This window comes from Cellulosimicrobium composti, from assembly GCF_009711085.1.
GTDB classification, from domain to species: domain Bacteria; phylum Actinomycetota; class Actinomycetes; order Actinomycetales; family Cellulomonadaceae; genus Cellulosimicrobium; species Cellulosimicrobium composti.
Map to the genome: position 1 here is coordinate 1 of NZ_WMKA01000019.1, position 20962 is coordinate 20962.

Annotated in this window: 15 protein-coding genes; 11 read left to right on the plus strand and 4 right to left on the minus strand. The window is 75.9% G+C overall.

All coding sequences use genetic code 11. The features are described from left to right. Both GJV82_RS19445 and GJV82_RS09830 read left to right on the plus strand, forming a co-directional pair. Positions 1-1039, plus strand: a 1039-nt coding sequence (locus GJV82_RS19445; protein ID WP_404812955.1) for an SCO7613 C-terminal domain-containing membrane protein, incomplete at its 5' end; no start/stop codon positions are given. A 121-nt stretch (positions 1040-1160) separates the two neighbouring features. Next, a complete protein-coding gene (locus GJV82_RS09830; protein ID WP_196217218.1) occupies positions 1161-4664 on the plus strand; it encodes a glycosyl hydrolase family 95 catalytic domain-containing protein in 3504 nt (1167 codons plus the stop codon). Positions 4665-4698: 34 nt separating this feature from the next. Here GJV82_RS09830 and GJV82_RS09835 read toward each other — a convergent pair whose 3' ends face one another. Then, positions 4699-5559: a YrhB domain-containing protein gene (locus GJV82_RS09835; protein ID WP_155099098.1), complete on the minus strand. Its 861-nt coding sequence runs from the start codon at positions 5557-5559 to the stop codon at positions 4699-4701. A 39-nt stretch (positions 5560-5598) separates the two neighbouring features. Then, on the minus strand, positions 5599-6072 hold the full coding sequence (locus GJV82_RS09840; protein ID WP_024839925.1) for an Lrp/AsnC family transcriptional regulator: 474 nt from the start codon (positions 6070-6072) through the stop codon (positions 5599-5601). A 142-nt stretch (positions 6073-6214) separates the two neighbouring features. Here GJV82_RS09840 and pdhA point away from each other — a divergent pair, with 142 nt between their 5' ends. The 9 genes from pdhA to GJV82_RS09885 all read left to right on the plus strand — a co-directional run bounded on the left by pdhA (position 6215) and on the right by GJV82_RS09885 (position 17747). Further along, positions 6215-7603, plus strand: a complete 1389-nt coding sequence (pdhA, locus tag GJV82_RS09845) for a pyruvate dehydrogenase (acetyl-transferring) E1 component subunit alpha (protein ID WP_155099099.1) — start codon at positions 6215-6217, stop codon at positions 7601-7603. Beyond that, positions 7600-8664 carry an alpha-ketoacid dehydrogenase subunit beta gene (locus GJV82_RS09850; RefSeq protein ID WP_155099100.1) on the plus strand — a complete coding sequence of 355 codons (1065 nt, stop codon included), beginning with the start codon at positions 7600-7602 and terminating at the stop codon, positions 8662-8664. The genes pdhA and GJV82_RS09850 overlap by 4 nt, the downstream gene beginning before the upstream one ends. Next, the gene (locus tag GJV82_RS09855) at positions 8661-10265 is read left to right on the plus strand and encodes a dihydrolipoamide acetyltransferase family protein (RefSeq protein ID WP_155099101.1); all 1605 of its coding nucleotides are present in this window, start codon (positions 8661-8663) and stop codon (positions 10263-10265) included. The genes GJV82_RS09850 and GJV82_RS09855 overlap by 4 nt, the downstream gene beginning before the upstream one ends. Further along, complete coding sequence (locus GJV82_RS09860; protein WP_155099102.1) at positions 10262-11890, plus strand: carboxyl transferase domain-containing protein; 1629 nt, start codon at positions 10262-10264, stop codon at positions 11888-11890. Before GJV82_RS09855 ends, GJV82_RS09860 begins: the two co-directional genes overlap by 4 nt. Positions 11891-11895: 5 nt before the next feature. Next, positions 11896-14172, plus strand: a complete 2277-nt coding sequence (locus tag GJV82_RS09865; protein ID WP_155099103.1) for an ATP-binding protein — start codon at positions 11896-11898, stop codon at positions 14170-14172. Further along, positions 14169-15344: an acyl-CoA dehydrogenase family protein gene (locus GJV82_RS09870; protein ID WP_024839919.1), complete on the plus strand. Its 1176-nt coding sequence runs from the start codon at positions 14169-14171 to the stop codon at positions 15342-15344. The genes GJV82_RS09865 and GJV82_RS09870 overlap by 4 nt, the downstream gene beginning before the upstream one ends. Positions 15345-15485: 141 nt before the next feature. Beyond that, entirely contained in the window at positions 15486-16163 is a 678-nt protein-coding gene (locus tag GJV82_RS09875) for a MaoC family dehydratase (RefSeq protein ID WP_115941686.1), read from the plus strand. Then, the gene (locus tag GJV82_RS09880) at positions 16157-17038 is read left to right on the plus strand and encodes an HpcH/HpaI aldolase/citrate lyase family protein (protein WP_404812956.1); all 882 of its coding nucleotides are present in this window, start codon (positions 16157-16159) and stop codon (positions 17036-17038) included. Before GJV82_RS09875 ends, GJV82_RS09880 begins: the two co-directional genes overlap by 7 nt. Positions 17039-17153: 115 nt before the next feature. After that, positions 17154-17747, plus strand: coding sequence for a hypothetical protein (locus GJV82_RS09885; protein WP_115941687.1), 594 nt, complete (start codon positions 17154-17156; stop codon positions 17745-17747). A 10-nt stretch (positions 17748-17757) separates the two neighbouring features. Here GJV82_RS09885 and pntB read toward each other — a convergent pair whose 3' ends face one another. Next, complete coding sequence (gene pntB / locus GJV82_RS09890) at positions 17758-19170, minus strand: Re/Si-specific NAD(P)(+) transhydrogenase subunit beta (RefSeq protein WP_155099104.1); 1413 nt, start codon at positions 19168-19170, stop codon at positions 17758-17760. Next, positions 19167-20759, minus strand: a complete 1593-nt coding sequence (locus tag GJV82_RS09895) for a Re/Si-specific NAD(P)(+) transhydrogenase subunit alpha (protein ID WP_318657487.1) — start codon at positions 20757-20759, stop codon at positions 19167-19169. Before GJV82_RS09895 ends, pntB begins: the two co-directional genes overlap by 4 nt. Positions 20760-20962: the final 203 nt, after the last annotated feature.

Consider the following 20962-nt stretch of genomic DNA (forward strand, 5'->3'; position numbering starts at 1 on the left):
CGGCACGCCCGCCGGGGGCGGGTGGCGGGCCGCCGCCGCGCTGCGCCTCGCCGTGGCGGGCGTCCTCGCCGCGACCGCCGGGACGGTCGAGTCGCTGCACGTCGCGCACGTCGTGGGCGGGGGAGCGGTCTTCGCCGTCGGGCTGGCGTGGGCGCTCGCCGCGGGCGGCGTCGCGCTCGGCGCGGGCCTCGTCGCGGCCCGGGTCGCACCCGCTCGCGCGGCCGGTACCGTCCGCCGCTGGGCCGTGGCGCCCGCTGCCGTGCTCGTGGTGGCCGGGGCCGTCGCGAACGTGCGCCCGGTCTGGGGCGCCATCGCGACCGTGTGGGCCGTCGAGGTCGCGCTGCTCGTGCTCCTCGTGGTCGGGGTGCGGCGCGCCGTCCGCGGCGTGCACGACCTCCCGCCCGCGTGGTGCACGTGGCTCCTCGCGCTCGCCGCGGCGATCGGCGCGTGGTCACCGCGCGAGCTGCGCGTCGAGGTCTTCTCGCTCCCGCTCGGCGCCGGTCTCCTCGTCGCGGGCTACCTCGCGCTCGCGGCGGGCACGACGGCACGTGGCGCGGGAGGGGGCGGCGCGCCGGCGGGCGACGGTGCGTCGGGTGCGGGTGCGGGTGCGGGTGCGGGTGCCGGGCCGGACGGCGCGGTCCGGAGCGCGCCGCCGTCGCTCGCGGCGTGGCCCGTCGGGTTCGCCGGGTCGTGGCGCACGCTCGCGCCCGGGCTGCTCGCGGTCGTCGGGCCGTCGGTCCTCGCGACGTACACCGACGCGCGCACGTGGCGGGCGGTTCTCGTCGTCGTGCTCGCGCTCGCCGCGGTGCTCGTCGGCACGCGTGCCCACCTCGCCGCGCCGTTCCTGCTCGGCGTCGCGGTGCTGCCGGTCGAGATCCTCGTGGTGTTCGTGTCCCAGCTCGGCACACGCATCTCCGCGGGGCCGTGGATGCTCACGCTCGCCGCGGCGGGTGGCCTGCTGCTCATCATCGCGACGTACTCCGAGCGCCGGATCGCGGCCTCCGGGGGCGCGGCGTCGTACCTGCGCGACCTCCGCTGAGCACGCCGCCCCCCGACGAGGCGGATATACATCTGATCTATCATGCGTCATGATGCTCATCAACGACGCGGCATCCGGCAGTGCGCGCGAAACACTAGATCATTGATGCTCTGGAGGTTCCATGCCTGTCGACCGCCTGCTCGACCGCGAGGTCCCGCGCCGCCGCGCGCTCCAGCTCGGCGGCCTCGCCGCCGCCGTCCCGTTCCTCGCCGACCTGCTCGCCCCCGCCCCGGCCGCCGCGGCCACTGCCACCGCACCCGCCGCGCGCCGCGCGCCCGTCCCGCTCCCCGAGCTCTCGCCCCGCGCGCTGTGGTACTCGACCCCGGCGACGGACTGGTCGTCGCAGGCCCTGCCCGTCGGCAACGGCCGCCTCGGCGCGATGCTCTTCGGCCACCCGGACGAGGACCTCGTCCAGCTCAACGAGAACAGCCTGTGGGGCGGGCTCAACGACTACGACAACGCGCTCGCCGGCCAGCCCGACGGCGCGTACGACCTGGGCGTGCGCGGCTTCGGCTCCTACCGCGACTTCGGCCGGCTGCGCGTCACGTTCGGCGGGCGGCCCGTCGTCACCGCGCCCGGCGGCCCGTACCAGGACTCGGCGTCGAACGAGACGGTCGCGCAGACCTACGACGGCAGCAGCGCCACGAAGTGGTGCATCATCGAGCCGCCGCCGCACGTGCTGTGGCAGGCCGAGCTCCCCGCGCCGCGCGTCGTCTCGACGTACAGCCTGACGAGCGCGAACGACGTGCCCGAGCGCGACCCGCAGGACTGGACCGTGCTCGGCTCGCTCGACGGGACGACGTGGACCACGCTCGACACCCGCTCGCGGGGACCGTTCGAGCAGCGGCAGCAGCGCACGACGTTCACGATCGCGAACCCCGGCGCGTACCGGTTCTACCGGGTCGACTTCGCGCCGAAGCCGGGCGTCAGCCACTTCCAGGTCGCGGAGGTCTCCCTCGGCGACGTCGACCTCGCGCAGGGCGACGCCGTCTACGTGTCGTCCCCGAGCGGGCACGCGGGCGAGGCGGACGGCGGGCTGGTCCGCAGCGTCGACGGCGACCCGGCCACGGCGTGGCGCGTCGCCGACGCCGGGGCGGCCGCGAGCTGGCAGGTCGAGCTCCCCGCGGCGCGCGCCCTCACGGGGTACGCCCTCACGACGACGTCCGCCGGGGCCGACCTCGACCCGCGCTCGTGGCGGTTCGAGGCCTCGAACGACGGCGCCACGTGGACGACGCTCGACGCGCGCACCGACGTCGCATCCGGGCCGCGCGGCGGCGAGCGCGCGTTCACCGTCGCGAACACCGTCGCGTACGCGCTGTACCGGCTGACGATCACGTCGCCCGGCGCGTTCGAGGTCGCGGGCGTCGCGCTCACCGGCACCGGATTCGACTCGCGCACGCGCCGCGCCGTCGTGGGGTACCGCCGCGCGCTCGACACGGCCGTCGGCGTGCACAGCACGTCGTTCACGACCACCGCCGGCACGGTGCTGCGCGAGACGTTCGCGAGCCGCGCGGCCGACGTCGTGGTGCTGCGGTACACGACCGACGCCGCGGACGGGCTCACCGCGGACCTCACGCTCACGTCGGCGCAGGAGGGCGCCCCGACGACCGCGGACGCCGCGGCGCGGAGCCTCGCGTTCGCGGGCGAGATGGCGAACGAGCTGCGCCACGCGGCCGAGGTGCGCGTCGCGCACACCGACGGCGAGGTCACCGCGGCGGGCGCCGGCCTGCGCGTCGCGGGCGCGTCGACGCTCGTGCTCGTGCTCGACGCCCGCACGGACTACCGGATGAGCGCCGCGCACGGCTGGCGCGGCGAGGACCCGGTGCCGCGGCTCGCGGCGTCCCTCGACGCGGCGGCGGCGCGGTCGTTCGAGGACCTGCGCACCGAGCACGTCGCGCAGGTCGACGCGCTCATGTCGCGCGCCACCGTGCGGTGGGGGACGTCGCCCGCCGACGTCCTCGCCCTGCCCACCGCGCGCCGCCTCGCGCGCTACGCCGCGGGCGGCTCCGACCCGGCGCTCGAGCAGTCGCTCTTCGACTACGGGCGCTACCTGCTCCTCAGCTCCTCGCGCCCGGGCGGCCTCCCCGCGAACCTCCAGGGGCTGTGGAACGACTCGAACCAGCCGCCGTGGGCGTCGGACTACCACACCAACATCAACGTCCAGATGAACTACTGGGGCGCCGAGACGACGAACCTCCCCGAGTCCCACGAGGCGCTCGCGGCGTTCGTCGAGCAGGTCGCGGTGCCGAGCCGCGTGGCGACGCGCAACGCGTTCGGGCAGGACGTGCGCGGCTGGACGGCGCGCACGTCGCAGAGCATCTTCGGCGGCAACGCGTGGGAGTGGAACACCGTCGCGAGCGCCTGGTACGCGCAGCACCTCTACGAGCACTGGGCGTTCACGCAGGACCGCGAGTTCCTCGAGGCGACGGCCTACCCGATGATCAAGGAGATCTGCGAGTTCTGGGAGGACCGCCTCAAGGAGCTCCCCGACGGCACCCTCGTCTCGCCGGACGGCTGGTCGCCCGAGCACGGGCCCCGCGAGGACGGCGTCATGCACGACCAGCAGATCGTGTGGGACCTGTTCCAGAACTACCTCGACTGCGCGGCCGCGCTCGGTGCGGACCCGGAGTACCGTGCGCGCGTCGCGGACATGCAGGCGCGGCTCGCCCCCAACAAGGTCGGGCGGTGGGGCCAGCTCCAGGAGTGGCAGACCGACCGGGACGACCCGAACGACCTGCACCGGCACACGTCCCACCTGTTCGCCGTCTACCCCGGGCGGCAGATCACCGCGTCGACGCCCGAGCTGCGCGCCGCCGCGCTCGTCTCGCTCAAGGCGCGCTGCGGCGAGCGCGAGGGCGTGCCCTTCAGCGAGGCCACCGTCTCGGGCGACTCGCGGCGGTCGTGGACGTGGCCGTGGCGCGCGGCCCTGTTCGCGCGCCTCGGCGACGCGGAGCGCGCGCGCTTCATGCTGCGCGGCCTGCTGCGGTTCAACACGCTGCCCAACCTCTTCGCCAACCACCCGCCGTTCCAGATGGACGGCAACTTCGGGATCACCGGTGCCGTCGCGGAGATGCTGCTCCAGAGCCACGACGGCGTGCTGCACCTGCTGCCCGCGCTGCCCGCCGAGTGGGCGGCCGAGGGGTCGTTCACCGGGCTGCGGGCGCGCGGCGGGTACGAGGTGAGCGTCGAGTGGCGCGACGGGCAGGTCGTGTCCTACGACGTCGTCGCCGACCGTGCGCCGAGCGTCGCGCCCGTGCGCGTGCGGGTCGACGGCGAGGACCGCCGCGTCGTGCCCGCGCACGGCGGGGAGCCGATGCGCGACCTCGGGCCGTGGGCGACGCCGACGGTCGAGGTGACGGCGACGACGCGCGCGTTCGCGGGCACGGCGGTCGTCGCGGTGCGCGTCCTCAACGCGGGCGACGAGCCGGTCGACCTCACGGTCACGACGCCCTACGGCGAGAGGTCGTTCGCGGGCGTGGCGCCCGGGCAGAACGCCTACCAGTCGTTCTCCGCGCGGAGGGCCGACGTCCCGGCGGGCGAGGTGACCGTCGTCGCGACGGCCGTCGTCGAGGGCACGGAGACGTCGAGCACGACGACCGTCCCGTACGCCGCGTTCTCGGCCTGACGGCTCGTCGCGCGGGCGCCGGGGCTGCCCCTGGTCACAGGGCGCCCCGGCGCCACCTGTCGAGCGCCTCCTCGGTCGGGTACGCGGTGGGCGGCACGAACCACGGGCGGCCGTCCTTGGGGACGACCACCGGCCCCATGAGCACCTGCTCGGAGAAGTCCTTGCTGCGCAGATAGTCGACCGAGTTCCACATGACCACCCAGACGTCGCCGTGGTCGGCGACGGGCTCGACGTCGGGGTCGCCCTCCCAGAGCGCGAGCGGACGCCCCAGGTCGCGCTCGAGCTCGGCGAGCACCCCCGTGGCGACGGCCAGCGCCGCCGCGCGGTCCGCGACTGCCGGGGTGCCCGCGGCCGCTCCCTCGGTCGCGGCCCGCTCGTGGAGCAGGTCGGTCAGCCGGCGCGCGAGGTCGGCGCGCTGCTCCCCGAGGAGCGTCACGGCCTCGAGCGTCGACCGCTCGGGCGGCGGGGGCGCGAGCGGGTCGAGCCCCGGGGCGTCGAGGAGCACGTCGTAGAACGGCGCGAGCTCGGCGTCCGTGAACGTCAGCTGGCGCGCCAGCGTCATGAGCGGCGTGCCGAACCGCTCGTGCGAGCGGTTCGGGTCGCAGCCGCCGTCGAGCAGCCGGCGCAGGAGGGGTGCGTCCGTCGCCGCGTCGAGCCGCGCGCTGCCGAGCAGCACGTGCGCCGTCGTGGCGCCGGCGCGCGTCACCGCCGCGGCGTCCGCCCCGTCGTCGAGCAACCTCCCCGCGATCCGGGCCCGCTCGGGCGGCTTGTTGGCCAGCGCCGCGTGCAGCAGCGTGGAGCCGGTGCTGTCCGCCACGTTCGCGCGGGCCGGCTCGTGCACGGCCACGAACTCCTCGTACGTCCCTCTCCTGGCGGTGCGGAACAGATCCCCCACGGTCCTCTCCCCTGGCGTCGACGGTTGTCCCGGTCGACGTTATCGGGTGCGGCGCTGCTGCTCGATGAGGGGGCGCAGGCGGTAGGGGATGAGCTCGCCCATCGAGAGCGACGTCTCGGTGCGCTCGACGCCGTCGATCGCGAGGATCGCGGCGTCGATGCGGAACAGGTGATCCGTGTCGCGGCACGCGACGGTGACGCGCAGGTCCGCCGTCCCGCTGCGCCCGAACGCCTGCACGACCTCGGGGATGCGCGCGAGGTCCTCGACGATGCGCGCGAGCTCCTTCTGCCGGAGCTGCACCTCGACGAACGCGGTGAGCGGGTGCCCGAGCACGTGCGGGTCGATGCGCCGGTCCAGGTCGAGGAACGCGCCCTCGGCCTCCAGGCGCGCGAGCCGCGCGGCGACCGTGTTGCGCGAGAGGCGCAGGCGGTCGGCGAGCGCGACGATCGTGGCCCGCGGGTCGTCGGCGAGGGCGAGCAGGAGGTCGAGGTCGACAGCGTCGGCGCTGTGCATGCTGCTCACCCTAGCCGAGTGACCGCGATCACAGTGCACGGTGCGTCGGACGTCGGTGGAGCCATGTGCGCGCCGCGGGTTACGTTCGCCCTACCTCGGTCCTCGACGGAGAGGACCGGCTCCCCGAGGTGAGGTGGCGACGATGCCCAGCGAACCTGCGGTGCGGACCGGACCGACGGCGGCAACCCCGCCGAAGGCGTACGACGGTCACCGGGCGGCAACCCCGCGCGACGCACGAGCAGACCGGAAGAACGTGGTGCGCGACGTGCGCAAGGAGGCCCCTCCGCGGCAGGAACCGGAGGCCCCCGCGACGCCGACGCTGCGCCTGCTCGACGAGCAGGGCGCCCGACGCCCCGAGCCCGGGCTCGACCGCTGGCTCGCGGACCTCGACCCCACGGCCGCCGACGAGGCGGCACGCACCGCGGCCCGCGCGACCCTCGTGCGCCTCTACGAGGACATGGTCGTCGCGCGCCGCGTGGACGCGGAGGCGACGGCGCTCCAGCGGCAGGGCGAGCTCGCGCTGTGGCCCCCGCTGCTCGGCCAGGAGGCGGCCCAGGTCGGCTCGGCGCGCGCGCTGCGCGACGACGACTTCGTCTTCTCCTCCTACCGCGAGCACGCCGTCGCGCGCGTCCGCGGCGCGGCGCTCGTCGACCTCGTGCGCGTGTGGCGCGGCGTCGCGGTCTCCGGGTGGGACCCGTACGCGATCAACATGGCGTCGCCGCAGGTCATCATCGGCGCGCAGGCGCTGCACGCGACCGGGTGGGCGATGGGCGTGCAGCTCGACGTCGACGCGGGACGGGTCGACGCGGGCGCGGGCCTGCCCGTCGGCGTCGCGTACTTCGGCGACGGCGCGATGAGCCAGGGCGACGTCAACGAGGCGTTCGTCTTCTCCTCCACGTACCGCTCCCCGGTCGTGTTCTTCTGCCAGAACAACCAGTGGGCGATCTCCGAGCCCGTCGCGCTCCAGTCGCGCGTCCCCCTCGCCGAGCGCGCGCGGGGCTTCGGCATGCCGGGCGTGCGCGTGGACGGCAACGACGTGCTCGCGGTCCTCGCCGTGACGCGCGCCGCCGTCGACCGGGCGCGGCGCGACGGTGGCCCGACGCTGGTCGAGGCCGTCACCTACCGCATGGGCCCGCACACCACCGCCGACGACCCCAAGCGGTACCGCGACGCGGCCGAGGTCGAGGAGTGGACCGGGCGCGACCCGATCGCGCGGTACGAGGCGTACCTGCGGTCCGTCGGGGTGCTCGACGACGCCGAGGCCGCGCGCGTGCGGGGCGTCGCCGACGACGCGGCCGCCGAGCTGCGCGCCGGGTGCGTCGCGCTCGCCGACCCGCCGCCCCTGTCGCTCTTCGACCACGTGTACGCCGAGCCGCACCACGCGCTCGAGCGCGAGCGCGCCGAGTACGCGCACTACCTCGCGTCGTTCGGCGACGACGACGGGCCGGGGGACGACGGCGCGGGCGGGCCGGGTGCGCCGGGCGACCGGGCGGCGTCGGGCACCGGCGCGACGACGGGGGTGGCGCGATGACCGGCCAGACCCTCACGCTCGCCAAGGCCCTCGGCGCCGGGCTGTACCGCGCGATGACGGACGACGACCGCGTCGTCGTCATGGGCGAGGACGTCGGCCGGCTCGGCGGCGTCTACCGCGTGACCGACGGCCTCCAGGCGGAGTTCGGGGAGCGGCGGGTGCTCGACACGCCGCTCGCGGAGTCGGGGATCATCGGGACGGCCGTCGGGCTCGCCTACCGCGGGTACCGCCCGGTGTGCGAGATCCAGTTCGACGGCTTCGTGTTCGTCGCGTTCGACCAGATCCTGTCCCAGCTCGCGAAGATGCACGCACGCACCGGCGGGAAGGTGCGCCTGCCGATCACGATCCGCATCCCCGTGGGCGGCGGCATCGGGGCGGCCGAGCACCACTCGGAGTCTCCCGAGGCGCTGTTCGCGCACACGGCCGGGCTGCGCGTCGTGTCCGTCGCGAACCCGCAGGACGCGTACACCGTGCTGCGCCAGGCCGTCGCGTGCGACGACCCGGTGATCTTCTTCGAGCCCAAGCGGCGCTACCACCTCAAGGGCGAGGTCGACCTCGACCCCGTCGACCCGCTGCCCCTGGACCGGGCGCGCGTCGTGCGCGAGGGGACCGACGTCACGCTCGTCACGTGGGGCGGCCTGGTCGGGACGGCGCTCGACGCCGCGGTCGCCGCGTCCGACGACGGCGTGTCCGTCGAGGTGATCGACCTGCGCTCGCTCTCGCCGATCGACCACGACACCGTGGCGGCGTCGGTCCGGAAGACGGGCCGCGTCGTCGTGACGCACGAGGCGCCGCGGCAGGCCGGGCTCGGCGCGGAGATCGCCGCGACCGTGACCGACCGCTGCTTCGAGTACCTGGAGGCCGCGCCGGTCCGCGTCACCGGGCACGGCATGCCGTACCCGCCCGCGAAGCTCGAGGGCCACTACCTGCCGGACCTCGACCGCATCCTCGACGGCGTCGACCGCGTGCTGGGCCGGGTCGAGCCGTTCGTGCCGACGGCCCCGGCCGCGCCCCGGTCCGGTGCGGCGGACGCGCGTCCCGTCGAGGCGGTGGCCCGATGACGGCGCTGCGCGAGTTCCGCCTCCCCGACCTCGGCGAGGGCCTCACCGAGTCCGACATCGTGAGCTGGCACGTGCACGCGGGAGACCGCGTCGAGCTCAACCAGGTGATCGCCGAGGTCGAGACGGCCAAGGCGCTCGTCGACCTGCCCTCCCCGTACGCGGGCGTCGTCGCGTCGCTGCACGCCGAGGAGGGCCAGACCGTGAGCGTCGGCGAGCCGCTCGTGACGTTCGAGGTCGACGACGGCGCCGCGACCCCGAACGGTGCCGTCCCCACGTCGGGCGCCGCGGCCGTCCCGGACGAGGCGCCGGCACCGCCGGCACCGCCGGCACCGCGGGCCGCGGAGCCCGCGTCCGACGACGGACCGGAGCCGAACCTCGTCGGGTACGGCGCCCGTCCGGACCGGGTGGGCCGACCCGCGCGTCGGCCGCGCCGGGCGGCCGGTGAGACCCAGGTCTCACGACGCGTGACCTCGACCGCCGTGCTCGACCACGACACGCACGGTCCGGGGGGCGCGGGGGCGACGTCCGGCGCGCCCACCCGCACGACGGGCGAGCGTCCGCGGTCGACCCCGCCCGTGCGTGCCCTCGCGAAGAAGCTCGGCGTGCGGATCGACCGCGTCGAGGGCACCGGTCGCGAGGGGCTCATCACGCGCGAGGACGTCCTCGCCGCGGTGAGCTGCCACCGCGACGTCGTGCGACCGGCGCGCGGCGCGGCCCCGGCCGCCACGACGACCGCCCCGCCCGCGGCGGCGGCGCTCGCCGCGCCCGCCCCGGCGGTGCCGTCCGGGGCTCCGGCGGTCCCGCCCGGCGGTGCGCAGACCCCGGCCCCGGGCGACGCGGGGCTGCTCGGTGCGCCCGACGCGGAGGTCGTGCCGGTGCGCGGGGTGCGCAAGCACACCGCGGCGGCGATGGTGGCGAGCGCGTTCACCGCGCCGCACGCGACCGTGTTCCTCACGGTCGACGTGACGCGCAGCGTCGAGCTGCTCGACCGCCTGCGCACGCACCGCCTCGCGCGCGGCGCGCGGATCACCGTCCTCGCGCTCGCGGCCCGCGCCCTGTGCCTCGCGCTGCCGCGGCACCCCGAGCTCAACAGCGCGTGGCGCGACCTCCCCGACGGCTCCGCCGAGATCGTGCGGCACCGCCGGGTGAACCTCGGCATCGCGGTCGCGACGGACCGCGGCCTCGTCGTCCCGAACGTGCCGGACGCCCAGGACCTCGACCTGCCCGGCCTCGCCGCGGCGCTCACCGACCTCACGACGACCGCGCGCGAGGGCCGCACGACGCCCGGGCGACTCACGGGCGGGACGATCTCGATCACCAACGTCGGGGTCTTCGGGGTCGACGCCGGCACGCCCATCCTCGTGCCGGGCGAGGCCGCGATCCTCGGCCTCGGCGCGGTGCGCCGTCGCCCGTGGGAGCACGACGGCGAGGTCGCGCTGCGTGACGTCGTCACGCTGAGCCTGTCGTTCGACCACCGCGTCGTCGACGGCGAGCAGGGGGCGCGCTTCCTCGCCGACCTGGGCGCGCTGCTGGAGGACCCGGCGCTCGCGCTCGTCGGCGCCGCACCCGGCACGGGCCGGGGGAACGAGGTGACCGGATGACCGTGCTGACGACCGCCGTCGACCCGCGCTCGGACGCCGCGCGCGCCAACGACGCCGCGCAGCGGGCGCTCGCGGACGAGCTGCGCGAGCGCACCGCGACCGTCGCGCTCGGGGGCCCGGCGTCGTCGCGCGACCGGCACGTCGCGCGCGGCAAGCTGCTCCCGCGCGACCGTGTCGACCGGCTGCTCGACGAGGGCAGCCCGTTCCTCGAGATCGCGCCGCTCGCCGGGTACGGCGTGGACGACGGCGCGTGGCCGGCGGCGGGCGTCGTCGCCGGGATCGGCCTCGTGAGCGGCCGGCAGGTCATGGTCGTGTGCAACGACGCGACCGTGAAGGGCGGCACCTACCACCCGCTCACGGTGAAGAAGCACCTGCGCGCGCAGGAGATCGCGCTCGAGAACCGGCTGCCGTGCGTGTACCTCGTCGACTCGGGCGGCGCGTTCCTGCCCCGGCAGGCCGAGGTGTTCCCCGACCGCGACCACTTCGGCCGGATCTTCTACCACCAGGCCCGGCTCTCGGCCGCGGGCGTCGCGCAGATCTCCGCGGTGCTCGGGTCGTGCACGGCCGGCGGCGCGTACGTGCCGGCGATGAGCGACGAGACCGTCATCGTGCGCGGCCAGGGCACGATCTTCCTCGGCGGGCCGCCGCTCGTGAAGGCCGCGATCGGGGAGGTCGTCACCGCGGAGGAACTGGGCGGCGGCGAGCTGCACGCGCGCCGCAGCGGCGTCGTCGACCACCTCGCGGACGACGACGAGGACGCGCTCGACACCGTGCGCCGCATCGTCGCGACGCTCCCGCCCGACCCGGAGCCCGCGTGGGACGTCGTGCCGAGCGAGCCTCCCGCCGTCGTACAGGACCCGGGAAACGATCTGTACGGCGCCGTCCCGACGGACGTCCAGGCGCCGTACGACCCGCGCGAGATCATCGCGCGGCTCGTCGACGGGAGCCGGTTCGACGAGTACAAGCGCGAGTACGGCGACACGCTCGTCACCGGGTTCGCGCGCATCCACGGGCACCCGGTCGGCATCCTCGCCAACCAGGGCGTGCTGTTCTCCGCGTCCGCGCTCAAGGGCGCGCACTTCGTCGAGCTCTGCGACCAGCGCGGCATCCCGCTGCTGTTCCTGCAGAACATCTCCGGTTTCATGGTCGGCACCGACGCCGAGGCGGGCGGCATCGCGAAGGACGGCGCGAAGATGGTCACCGCCGTCGCGACGACGCGCGTCCCCAAGCTCACCGTGATCGTCGGCGGGTCGTTCGGCGCGGGCAACTACTCGATGTGCGGGCGCGCGTACTCCCCGCGCTTCCTGTGGTCCTGGCCCGCGAGCCGCATCTCCGTCATGGGCGGGCCGCAGGCCGCGTCCGTGCTCTCGACCGTCAAGCGCGACCAGCTCGCCGCGCGCGGCCAGACGTGGGACCCCGACGAGGAGGCCGCGTTCTCCGCGGGCATCCGCGCCGACTACGACGAGCACGGCAGCCCCTACTACGCGACCGCCCGCCTGTGGGACGACGGCGTCATCGACCCCGCCGACACGCGCCGCGTGCTCGGCCTCGCCCTCGGCGTGTGCGCGCGCACGCCCCTCGCCGACACCTGGACCGGGGACCGGTTCGGGCTCTTCCGGATGTGAGGCGCATGACCCCCCACGACCCGTCCGCCCCGTCCGCCGGGACCTTCCGCACGGTCCTCGTCGCGAACCGCGGCGAGATCGCGTGCCGCGTCGTCGGCACGCTCCGGCGCCTCGGCGTGCGGGCCGTCGCCGTGTTCTCCGACGCCGACGCCGACGCGCGCCACGTGCGCGAGGCCGACGTCGCCGTCCGGCTCGCGAACGGGACCGGCGCGGGCGACCAGCTCCGCGCCTACCTCGACGTCGACGCCGTCGTCGCCGCCGCCGTCGCGACCGGCGCCGAGGCCGTCCACCCCGGCTACGGGTTCCTCTCCGAGAACCCCGCGCTCGCCCGCGCGTGCGAGCGCGCCGGGATCGCGTTCGTCGGCCCCGGGCCGGCGGCGATGGAGGCGATGGCCGACAAGCTCGCCGCCAAGGGCATCGTCGCCGCGCGCGGCGTCCCCGTCGTGCCCGGCGCGGGCGCGCCCGGGATGTCCGACGACGACCTCGTCGCCGCCGCCGACGACGTCGGGTACCCGCTCCTCGTCAAGCCGTCCGCCGGCGGCGGGGGCAAGGGCATGGTCGTCGTCCGCGAGGCCGACGACCTGCCCGGCGCGCTCGCGTCCGCCCGCCGCGTCGCCGCGTCGTCGTTCGGCGACGACACCCTCCTGCTCGAACGGCTCGTCGAGGCGCCCCGGCACGTCGAGGTCCAGGTGCTCGCCGACGCGCACGGGAACGTCGTGCACCTCGGCGAGCGCGAGTGCTCCCTCCAGCGCCGCCACCAGAAGGTCGTCGAGGAGGCGCCGTCGCCCCTGCTGACGCCCACGCGGCGCGCCGAGATGGGTGCGGCCGCGTGCGAGGTCGCGCGCTCCGTCGGGTACGTCGGCGCGGGGACCGTCGAGTTCCTCGTCCCCGACGCGGCCCCCGACGAGTTCTTCTTCATCGAGATGAACACGCGCCTCCAGGTCGAGCACCCCGTCACCGAGATGGTCACCGGCCTCGACCTCGTCGAGCTCCAGCTCCGCGTCGCCGCCGGGGCGCCCCTCGGGATCGCGCAGGACGACGTCGTGCTCCGCGGCCACGCCGTCGAGGCCCGCCTCTACGCCGAGTCGCCCGCGCGCGGGTTCCTCCCCGCCACCGGTCGCGTGCTGCGGTACGACGACGGCGGCGTCCCCGCCGGGCCCGGCGCCTCGCCGCTGCGGCTCGACTCCGGCATCGGGACCGGGACCGTCGTCGGCGGGCAGTTCGACCCCCTGCTCGCGAAGGCCGTCGCCTGGGGCGAGACGCGCGAGGAGGCCGTCGACCGGCTCGACGCGCTGCTCGCGCGGACCGTCGTGCTGGGCGTCGAGACGAACGCGGCGTTCCTGCGCCGCCTGCTCGCGGCCCCCGACGTCCGCGCCGGTCGCCTCGACACGGGACTCATCGACCGGCTCGTCGCCGGTGCCGAGGCGTCGGGGGCCGAGTCCGGCGCGGTGGTTCCGCCCGCCGCGCGGTGGGTCGAGCTCGTGGCCGCAGCACTCTTCGTCGCCGAGCATGGGGTTGTGGCTCGTCCTGACGGCGGGACGGGCGGTAACCGCATGGTCGGCAGAGCGGCGGGTGACGACCCGTGGCGCGCCGGGGACGGGTGGCGGCTCAACGGGCCGGCGGCGGCGCGGCGGGTCGTGCTCGTCGACGCGGACGGGGCGGCGCACGAGGTGCGGGTGACCGGGACGGCGCGCGACGCCGTCGTGCAGGTCCCCGTGCCGCGCGACGACGGGTGGGAGCCCACCGCCGCGGACCAGCCGGTGCGCGAGGTGCGCGCGGCGCTCACGGCGGACCCTGCGGGGGCGGACGCGTGGTGGCTCACCGTCGACGGCGTGCGCGAGCGCGTACGGCTCGCGCTCGACGCGCCGACCGCCGCCGACGAGCCCGCGACCGTGTGGCTGTGGCACGACGGGCGCACGGTCGCCCTGGCCGCGCCCGACCGGAGCGCACAGGCCGCGCGGGCCCGGGCCGAGCGCCGTCGGGCCCGTGGCGACGCGCCCGGCGCGACGGACCCCGAGGTGCGCGCGGCGATGCCCGGCACGGTCGTCACGGCCGTCGCGGACGGCGATCCCGTCACCGCGGGGTCGGTCCTCGTCACGGTCGAGGCCATGAAGATGGAGCACCCGCTGCTCGCCCCGCACGACGGCGTCGCGAGCGTGCGCGTGCGCCCCGGCGACCTCGTGCGCCGGGACCAGGTGGTCGCCGTCGTCCACCCCCACGACTCCGGCGCGGCACAACCCGCCGCCCCGGTCCCGCAACCCGACACCCAGGGAGCATCATGATCGAGGCCGACGTCCTGCTCGACGACGAGCAGAGGAAGCTCAGCCAGGTGGTGCGCGACTTCGCCGACAGCGTCGTCGCGCCGGCCGCCTACCGGTACGACACCGAGCGCCGGCTGCCGATGGAGATCATCGCGCAGATGGGCGAGCTCGGGCTGTTCGGGCTGCCGTTCCCGCGGGACGTCGGGGGGCAGGGCCAGGACTACGTGTCGTTGTGCCTCGCGGTCGAGGCGCTCGCGCGCGTCGACCAGTCGATCGCGGTGACGCTGGAGGCGGGCGTCGGGCTGGGGATCGTCCCGATCTACCGGCACGGCTCGCGCGAGCAGCAGGAGACGTGGCTCCCCGACCTGCTCGCGGGCCGGGCGCTCGCGGCCTTCGGGCTCACCGAGGCCGACGCCGGCTCCGACGCGGGCGGCACGCGCACCACCGCGCGGCTCGACGGCGACGAGTGGGTCATCGACGGGTCCAAGCAGTTCATCACCAACTCCGGCACGCCCATCACGAGCCTGGTGACCATCACGGCGGTCACGGGCGAGACGCGCGGCCCCGACGGCGAGGTGCGCAAGGAGCTGTCGAGCATCATCGTGCCCGCGGGGACGCCCGGGTTCGAGGTCGGGCCGTCGTACGACAAGGTCGGCTGGCACACCTCCGACACGCACCCCCTCACGCTGACCGGCGTGCGCGTGCCCGCCGGGAACCTGCTCGGCGAGCGCGGCCGCGGCTACGCGAACTTCCTCCGCGCGCTCGACGAGGGCCGCATCGCGTTCGCCGCCCTCGCGACGGGCGCCGCCCAGGGCTGTCTCGAGGAGGCGCTGCGGTACGCGCGCGAGCGCGTCGTGTTCGGTCGGTCGATCGGGGAGAACCAGCACGTCGCGTTCACGCTCGCCCGCATGCAGGCGCGCGTCCACACCGCGCGGCTCGCGTGGCTCGACGCCGCGCAGAAGCTCGTGCGCGGCAAGCCGTTCAAGGCCGAGGCGTCGGTCGCGAAGCTCGTGGGCGGCGAGGCCGCGATGGCGAACGCGCGCGACGCGTCGCAGATCTTCGGCGGCTACGGGTTCCTCAACGAGAACCCCGTCGCGCGGCACTACCGCGACGCGAAGGTGCTCGAGGTCGGCGAGGGCACGACCGAGGTGCAGCTCATGGTCATCGCGAGGAGCCTGGGACTGGAGAGCTGAACCGGCCCGGCGCCGAACACGGGGTTGCTGCCGTTATCCGGCGCTTTCCGGCAGCAACCCCGTGCTCGACGGCGAGCAGGGTCGTTCTCGGCGCACGGGTGCCCGGGGCTGGGCGGGGCGGGCGAAGAGAGAGGGAGCAGGATGCGCGAGGTGGTCCAGCGGGGCCTGTACTACGACGAGCTCGAGCCGGGCGTGGTGTACCGGCACCGGCCGGGCCGCACGCTCACGGAGGCGGACGACGTCGTGTTCTCGACGCTCACGATGAACCACCAGGCGCTGCACCTCGACGCCGCGTGGGCGGCGACGCAGCCGTTCGGGCAGCGGCTCGTGAACTCGATGATGACGCTCTCCACGGTCGTCGGGCTGTCCGTCGGGCAGGTCACGCAGGGCACGATCGTCGCGAACCTCGGGTTCCGCGAGGTCGAGTTCCCGAGGCCCCTGTTCCACGGCGACACGCTCTACGCCGAGACGGAGGTCGTCGAGAAGCGGCTCTCGGCGTCGCGGCCGGGGCAGGGGGTCGTGACGCTCGAGCACCGCGGGCTCAACCAGGACGGCGTGCTCGTCGCGCGCGCCGTGCGCACCGCGCTGTTCTGGACGCGCGCGGCGCACGAGGCCGCGGGGCTCGGCACCGATCGCCCCGGGCCCGCGCGCGACGGCGCCCGCTCCGGTCCCGGCGGGCCCGACGCCGCCCGCGCCGCCCCCGGCGGGACCGCGTCCGACGGCGGTGGGGCGGCCGGGGCGGCGACGGGCCCCGGCGCGGGACACGGCGCGGAGCACGAGCCCGTGCTGGAGCGCGGCGACGAGGAGAGCGCGTGGTGACCGACGGCGTCGCGCACCTCGCGGACGCCCCCGCGCCCGGGGGCGGGTTCGACCTCGGGCCGGCGCTGCTGTTCTGCCCCGCCGACCGCCCCGACCGGTTCGCCAAGGCCGCCGACCGCGCCGACGCGGTGGTCCTCGACCTGGAGGACGCCGTCGCCCCGCACGCGAAGGACGCGGCCCGGCGCGCGCTCGTCGAGGCGTCCACGAGGCTCGACCCGCGTCGCACGGTGGTGCGCGTCAACCCCGTCGGGACGCCCGAGCACGCGCTCGACGTCGCGGCGCTCGCGGACACACGACTGCGCACGGTCATGGTCGCCAAGGCCGGGCCGGAGCTGCTGACCTCGCTCGGCGCGCTCGCGGTGACGCTGCCCGGGGTGCGGGTCCTCGCCCTGTGCGAGACGGCGGCGGGCGTCCTCGCGGCCCCCGAGCTCGCGCGCCGTCCCGAGGTGCTGGCGCTGATGTGGGGCGCGGAGGACCTCGTCGCGTCGCTCGGCGGGACGTCGAGCCGCCGCCTGGACGGCACGTACCGGGACGTCGCGCGCCACGCGCGCGCCGCGGTCCTCCTCGCGGCCGGGGCGGCGGGCAAGGCCGCGGTCGACGCGGTGCACCTCGACGTCGGCGACCTCGACGGGCTGCGCGCCGAGGCGGAGGACGCCGTGGCGTCGGGCTTCGCCGCGACTGCGTGCATCCACCCGAGCCACGTGCCCGTCATCCGGGCCGCGTACGCCCCGACGCCCGACGAGGTCGCGGCCGCCCGCGCGCTCCTCGACGCCGCGGCGTCGAACCCGGACGCGGTGTTCACGCACGAGGGCCGCATGGTCGACGGTCCGGTCCTGCGGCACGCCGAGGCGGTGCTGCGCCGGAACCGGGCGTGAGCCGCCCCGCGCAGCGCGCCGAGCGGGCTCTCGGGACGGTCGCACCCGCCCGGTCGGACAAATGCCTCGCCCCGGCCGTTCCGCTTGCGGGCTCCGGCATCGTATGGTCACTCGCGTGAACGTCTACGTCGTCCTGTCCCGCAGCCGAACGGTCCTGTCCCGGACGATCGCACTGGCGACGCGCGACGAGTTCACGCACTCCTCCCTGGCGCTCGACCCGGGCCTCGACCTCATGTTCAGCTTCGGCCGCCGCCGGGCGGGGAACCCGTTCGTCGGGTGCTTCCGGCGCGAGCGGTTCGACGACGGCCTGTACCGCGGCATGGACGTCGTGCCCGGGGTCGTGCTCGCCGTCCCGGTCACGCCCGAGCAGCACGAGGCGATCCGGGTGCGCATCACCGAGTTCCTGCTCGACTCGCACGCCTTCTCCTACAACGTGCGCGGCCTCGTCGGGGCGCGGTTCGGCCGCGGTCACGAGGCCGAGGACCGCTTCTTCTGCTCGGAGTTCGTCTACCACGTGCTGCACGGCGCGGGCGTGTGCGACCTCGGGGTCGAGCGCTGGCAGGTGCGCCCCCAGACGCTCCTCGACCTCCCGGGCCGGGTCGTGTTCCGCGGCGACCTCAAGGACTACGTTGCGGCCCACGGGTCGCTCGAGATCATGCCGTCGCTGACCTTCGGGCGGCCGCGCGAGCGCGAGCGCGTGCTCGGCTGAGCCCGCGCGCTCAGCCGACGCGCAGCGCCGCGACGATGTCGTCGACCCGCTGCTTCGCGTCGCCGAACAGCATCGCGGTGTTCTCGCGGAAGAACAGCGGGTTCTGCACCCCGGCGTAGCCCGCGGCCATCGACCGCTTGAACACCACGACCTGCCCCGCCTCCCAGACGCGCAGCACGGGCATCCCCGCGATGGGCGACCCGGGGTCGTCGAGGGCCGCGGGGTTGACGGTGTCGTTCGCCCCGATGACGAGCACGACGTCGGTGCTCGCCAGGTCGTCGTTGATCTCGTCCATCTCGAGCACGATGTCGTACGGGACGCGCGCCTCGGCCAGCAGCACGTTCATGTGTCCCGGGAGGCGGCCCGCGACCGGGTGCACCCCGAAGCGGACCTGGGTGCCGCCGTCGCGCAGCAGCTCGACGAGCTCGGCGACCGGGTACTGGGCCTTGGCGACGGCCATGCCGTAGCCGGGGGTGATGACGACGCTCCGTGCGTCGCGCAGCAGCACGACCACGTCGTCGGCGGTCGTCTCGCGGTGCTCGCCCGCTGCGACGTCGCCGCCGCCCGCGGGCGCCGCGCCCTCCTCGGCACCGAACCCGCCGAGGACGACGGACACGAACGAGCGGTTCATGGCCCGGCACATGATGTAGCTGAGGATGGCACCGGACGAGCCGACGAGCGCACCCGTGACGATGAGCAGGTCATTGCCGAGCATGAAGCCCGCCGCCGCCGCGGCCCAGCCGGAGTACGAGTTGAGCATCGACACGACGACGGGCATGTCGCCCCCGCCGATCGACGCGACGAGGTGCCAGCCCAGCGCGAGGGACACGACCGTGAGCAGCAGCAGCGGCCAGACCGACGGCGCGACGACGAACCACGCGACGAGCCCGAGGCTCACGACGAGCGCCGCGAGGTTGAGCAGGTTGCGGCCCGGGAGCTGGAGCGGGGCCGAGCGCGCGCGCCCCGAGAGCTTGAGGAACGCGACGACCGAGCCGGTGAACGTCACGGCGCCCACGAGCACGCCGAGCGCGACCTCGACGAGGTGCGCGACGTCGTCGCCCCCGGCCGCGTGCGCGGTGAGGTACGAGTTGAAGCCGACGAGCACGGCCGCGGCGCCGACGAAGCTGTGCAGGATCGCGATGAGCTCGGGCATCTGCGTCATCTCGACGCGCCGCGCGCGCCACGTGCCGACGGCCGCGCCCACGAGCAGCACGACCGCGACGAGCAGCGCGGTGACGAGCACGGGGCGCGCGCTCGTGCCGAGCGCGAGGACGATCGTCGCGGCGAGCGCGAGGACCATGCCGACCATGCCGAGGACGTTGCCGCGGCGCGCGGACTCCTGCTTCGACAGGCCCGCGAGGCTCAGCACGAACAGCACGGCGGCGAGGACGTAGACCGCCTGGGCGACGGACGTCGCGGTCATCGGGCCACCCCCCGCGCCGGAGCGTCCTTGCGGAACATGCGGATCATGCGGTTCGCGACGAGGAACCCGCCGAAGATGTTGATGCTCGCGACGGTCGCGGCGAGGACGGCGAGCGTCGTGACGACCCAGTCGTCGGACCCGATCTGCAGCAGCGCCCCGACGAGGATGATCCCGGAGATCGCGTTGGTCTGCGCCATGAGCGGCGTGTGCAGCGAGTGGGTGACGTTCGAGATCACGTAGTACCCGACGATCACGGCGAGCGTGAAGACCGTGACGTGCCCGACGAGCGACGGCGGCGCGAACGACAGCGCGAGCGTCACGAGGACCGCGGCGAGCGCCGCGCCCACGGTCCGCCGGCGTCGCCGCAGGGTCGCGGCCTCGGCCGCCGCGGCGGCGGCGCGCTCCCGCTCGGCCGCGTCGACCGCCGGGTCGGGTGGTGGCGAGGACACCGGGGACGGTGCGGCGCTCACTGCGACGGGCGGCGGCGGCCACAGGACCTCGCCGCCGCGCGCGACCGTCATGCCGCGCTGCACGGGGTCGTCGAGGTCGGGCACGAGCGCCCCGTCCCGCGCGGGCGTGAGGAGCTCGAGCAGGTGCACGACGTTCGTCCCGAGCAGCTGCGACGTGTGCTGGGGCAGGCGGCCCGCGAGGTCGGTCCAGCCGAGGATCACGACGCCGTTCGCGGTGACGACGCGCTCGCCCGGCACGGTGAGCGCGCAGTTGCCGCCGCCCGAGGCCGCGAGGTCCACGACGACGCTCCCCGGACGCATCCCCGCCACGGCCTCGGCCGTGAGCGTGCGCGGCGCGCGGCCGCGCACGAGCGCCGTCGTGACGACGACGTCGGCCTCGGCGGCCTCCCGCGCGTACACGGCGAGGGCCGCCGCCTCCTGCTCGGGCGTGAGCGGCTTGGCGTAGCCGTCGGCGGACATGCCCTGCTGCGCGGCGGGCTCGCGCACGGCCGTGCCGCCCATGGACTCGATCTGCTCGGCGGCCTCCGTGCGCACGTCGAACGCCCGTACCTGCGCGCCGAGGCTCGCGGCCGCGCCGACCGCGGCGAGGCCCGCGACGCCGCCGCCGATGACGAACACCGTCGCGGGCGGCGTCTTCCCCGCGGCGGTGACCTGCCCGGCGAACATGCCGCCGTACTCGGCCGCGGCCTCGACGACGGCGCGGTACCCGGCGACGTTCGAGAGCGTGCTCAGCACGTCGAGCGCCTGCGCGCGCGAGATGCGGGGCACGGCGTCGAGCGCGAGCGCGGTGACGCCGTGGTCCGCGAGGCGCTGCACGAGGCCGGGGTCGTTCGCGGGGCCGAGCATCGCGACGAGGGTGGCGCCCGGGCGCAGGAGCGCCACCTGCGCGTCGGTGGGCGCGTTCACCGCGGTCACGACGTCGGCGCCCCACGCGGTGGCCGCGTCGCCGACCGTCGCGCCCGCCGCCTCGTAGGCGGCGTCGGAGAACGTGGCCCCCGCACCGGCGTCGTGCTCGACGACGACCTCGTACCCGAGCGCCCGCAGGCGCTCGACCGTGCGCGGGGTCGCGGCGACGAGCCGCTCCCCGTCCCTCATCTCGCGGGGGACACCGATCCTCACGTGCGGGCTCCTCACCTCGTCGAGCATCGTCGGCACCCGTGCCGCCGCTCGTGCGCCGCGGGGTGCGCCGCGAGCCTATCGGGGGCCGCCCCCGCCGTCCCGGGTCCAACGTCCCCGCGCCGCACGCCGTCGGGACGGGGCGCACGGCGGGCGGGATGGGGACGAGTCCCCATCCCGCGGGCTGGCTCCGGGCGGCCGCGATC

Excerpts from the sequence above, each read along its gene's own strand:
- GJV82_RS09850 (WP_155099100.1), top strand. The coding sequence starts at position 7,600 with ATGACCGGCCAGACCCTCACGCTCGCCAAGGCCCTCGGCGCCGGGCTG.
- GJV82_RS09870 (WP_024839919.1), top strand. The coding sequence starts at position 14,169 with ATGATCGAGGCCGACGTCCTGCTCGACGACGAGCAGAGGAAGCTCAGC.
- GJV82_RS09865 (WP_155099103.1), top strand. The coding sequence starts at position 11,896 with ATGACCCCCCACGACCCGTCCGCCCCGTCCGCCGGGACCTTCCGCACG.
- GJV82_RS09855 (WP_155099101.1), top strand. The coding sequence starts at position 8,661 with ATGACGGCGCTGCGCGAGTTCCGCCTCCCCGACCTCGGCGAGGGCCTC.
- GJV82_RS09830 (WP_196217218.1), top strand. The coding sequence starts at position 1,161 with ATGCCTGTCGACCGCCTGCTCGACCGCGAGGTCCCGCGCCGCCGCGCG.
- pntB (WP_155099104.1), bottom strand. The coding sequence starts at position 19,170 with ATGACCGCGACGTCCGTCGCCCAGGCGGTCTACGTCCTCGCCGCCGTG.
- GJV82_RS09860 (WP_155099102.1), top strand. The coding sequence starts at position 10,262 with ATGACCGTGCTGACGACCGCCGTCGACCCGCGCTCGGACGCCGCGCGC.
- GJV82_RS09840 (WP_024839925.1), bottom strand. The coding sequence starts at position 6,072 with ATGCACAGCGCCGACGCTGTCGACCTCGACCTCCTGCTCGCCCTCGCC.
- pdhA (WP_155099099.1), top strand. The coding sequence starts at position 6,215 with ATGCCCAGCGAACCTGCGGTGCGGACCGGACCGACGGCGGCAACCCCG.
- GJV82_RS09875 (WP_115941686.1), top strand. The coding sequence starts at position 15,486 with ATGCGCGAGGTGGTCCAGCGGGGCCTGTACTACGACGAGCTCGAGCCG.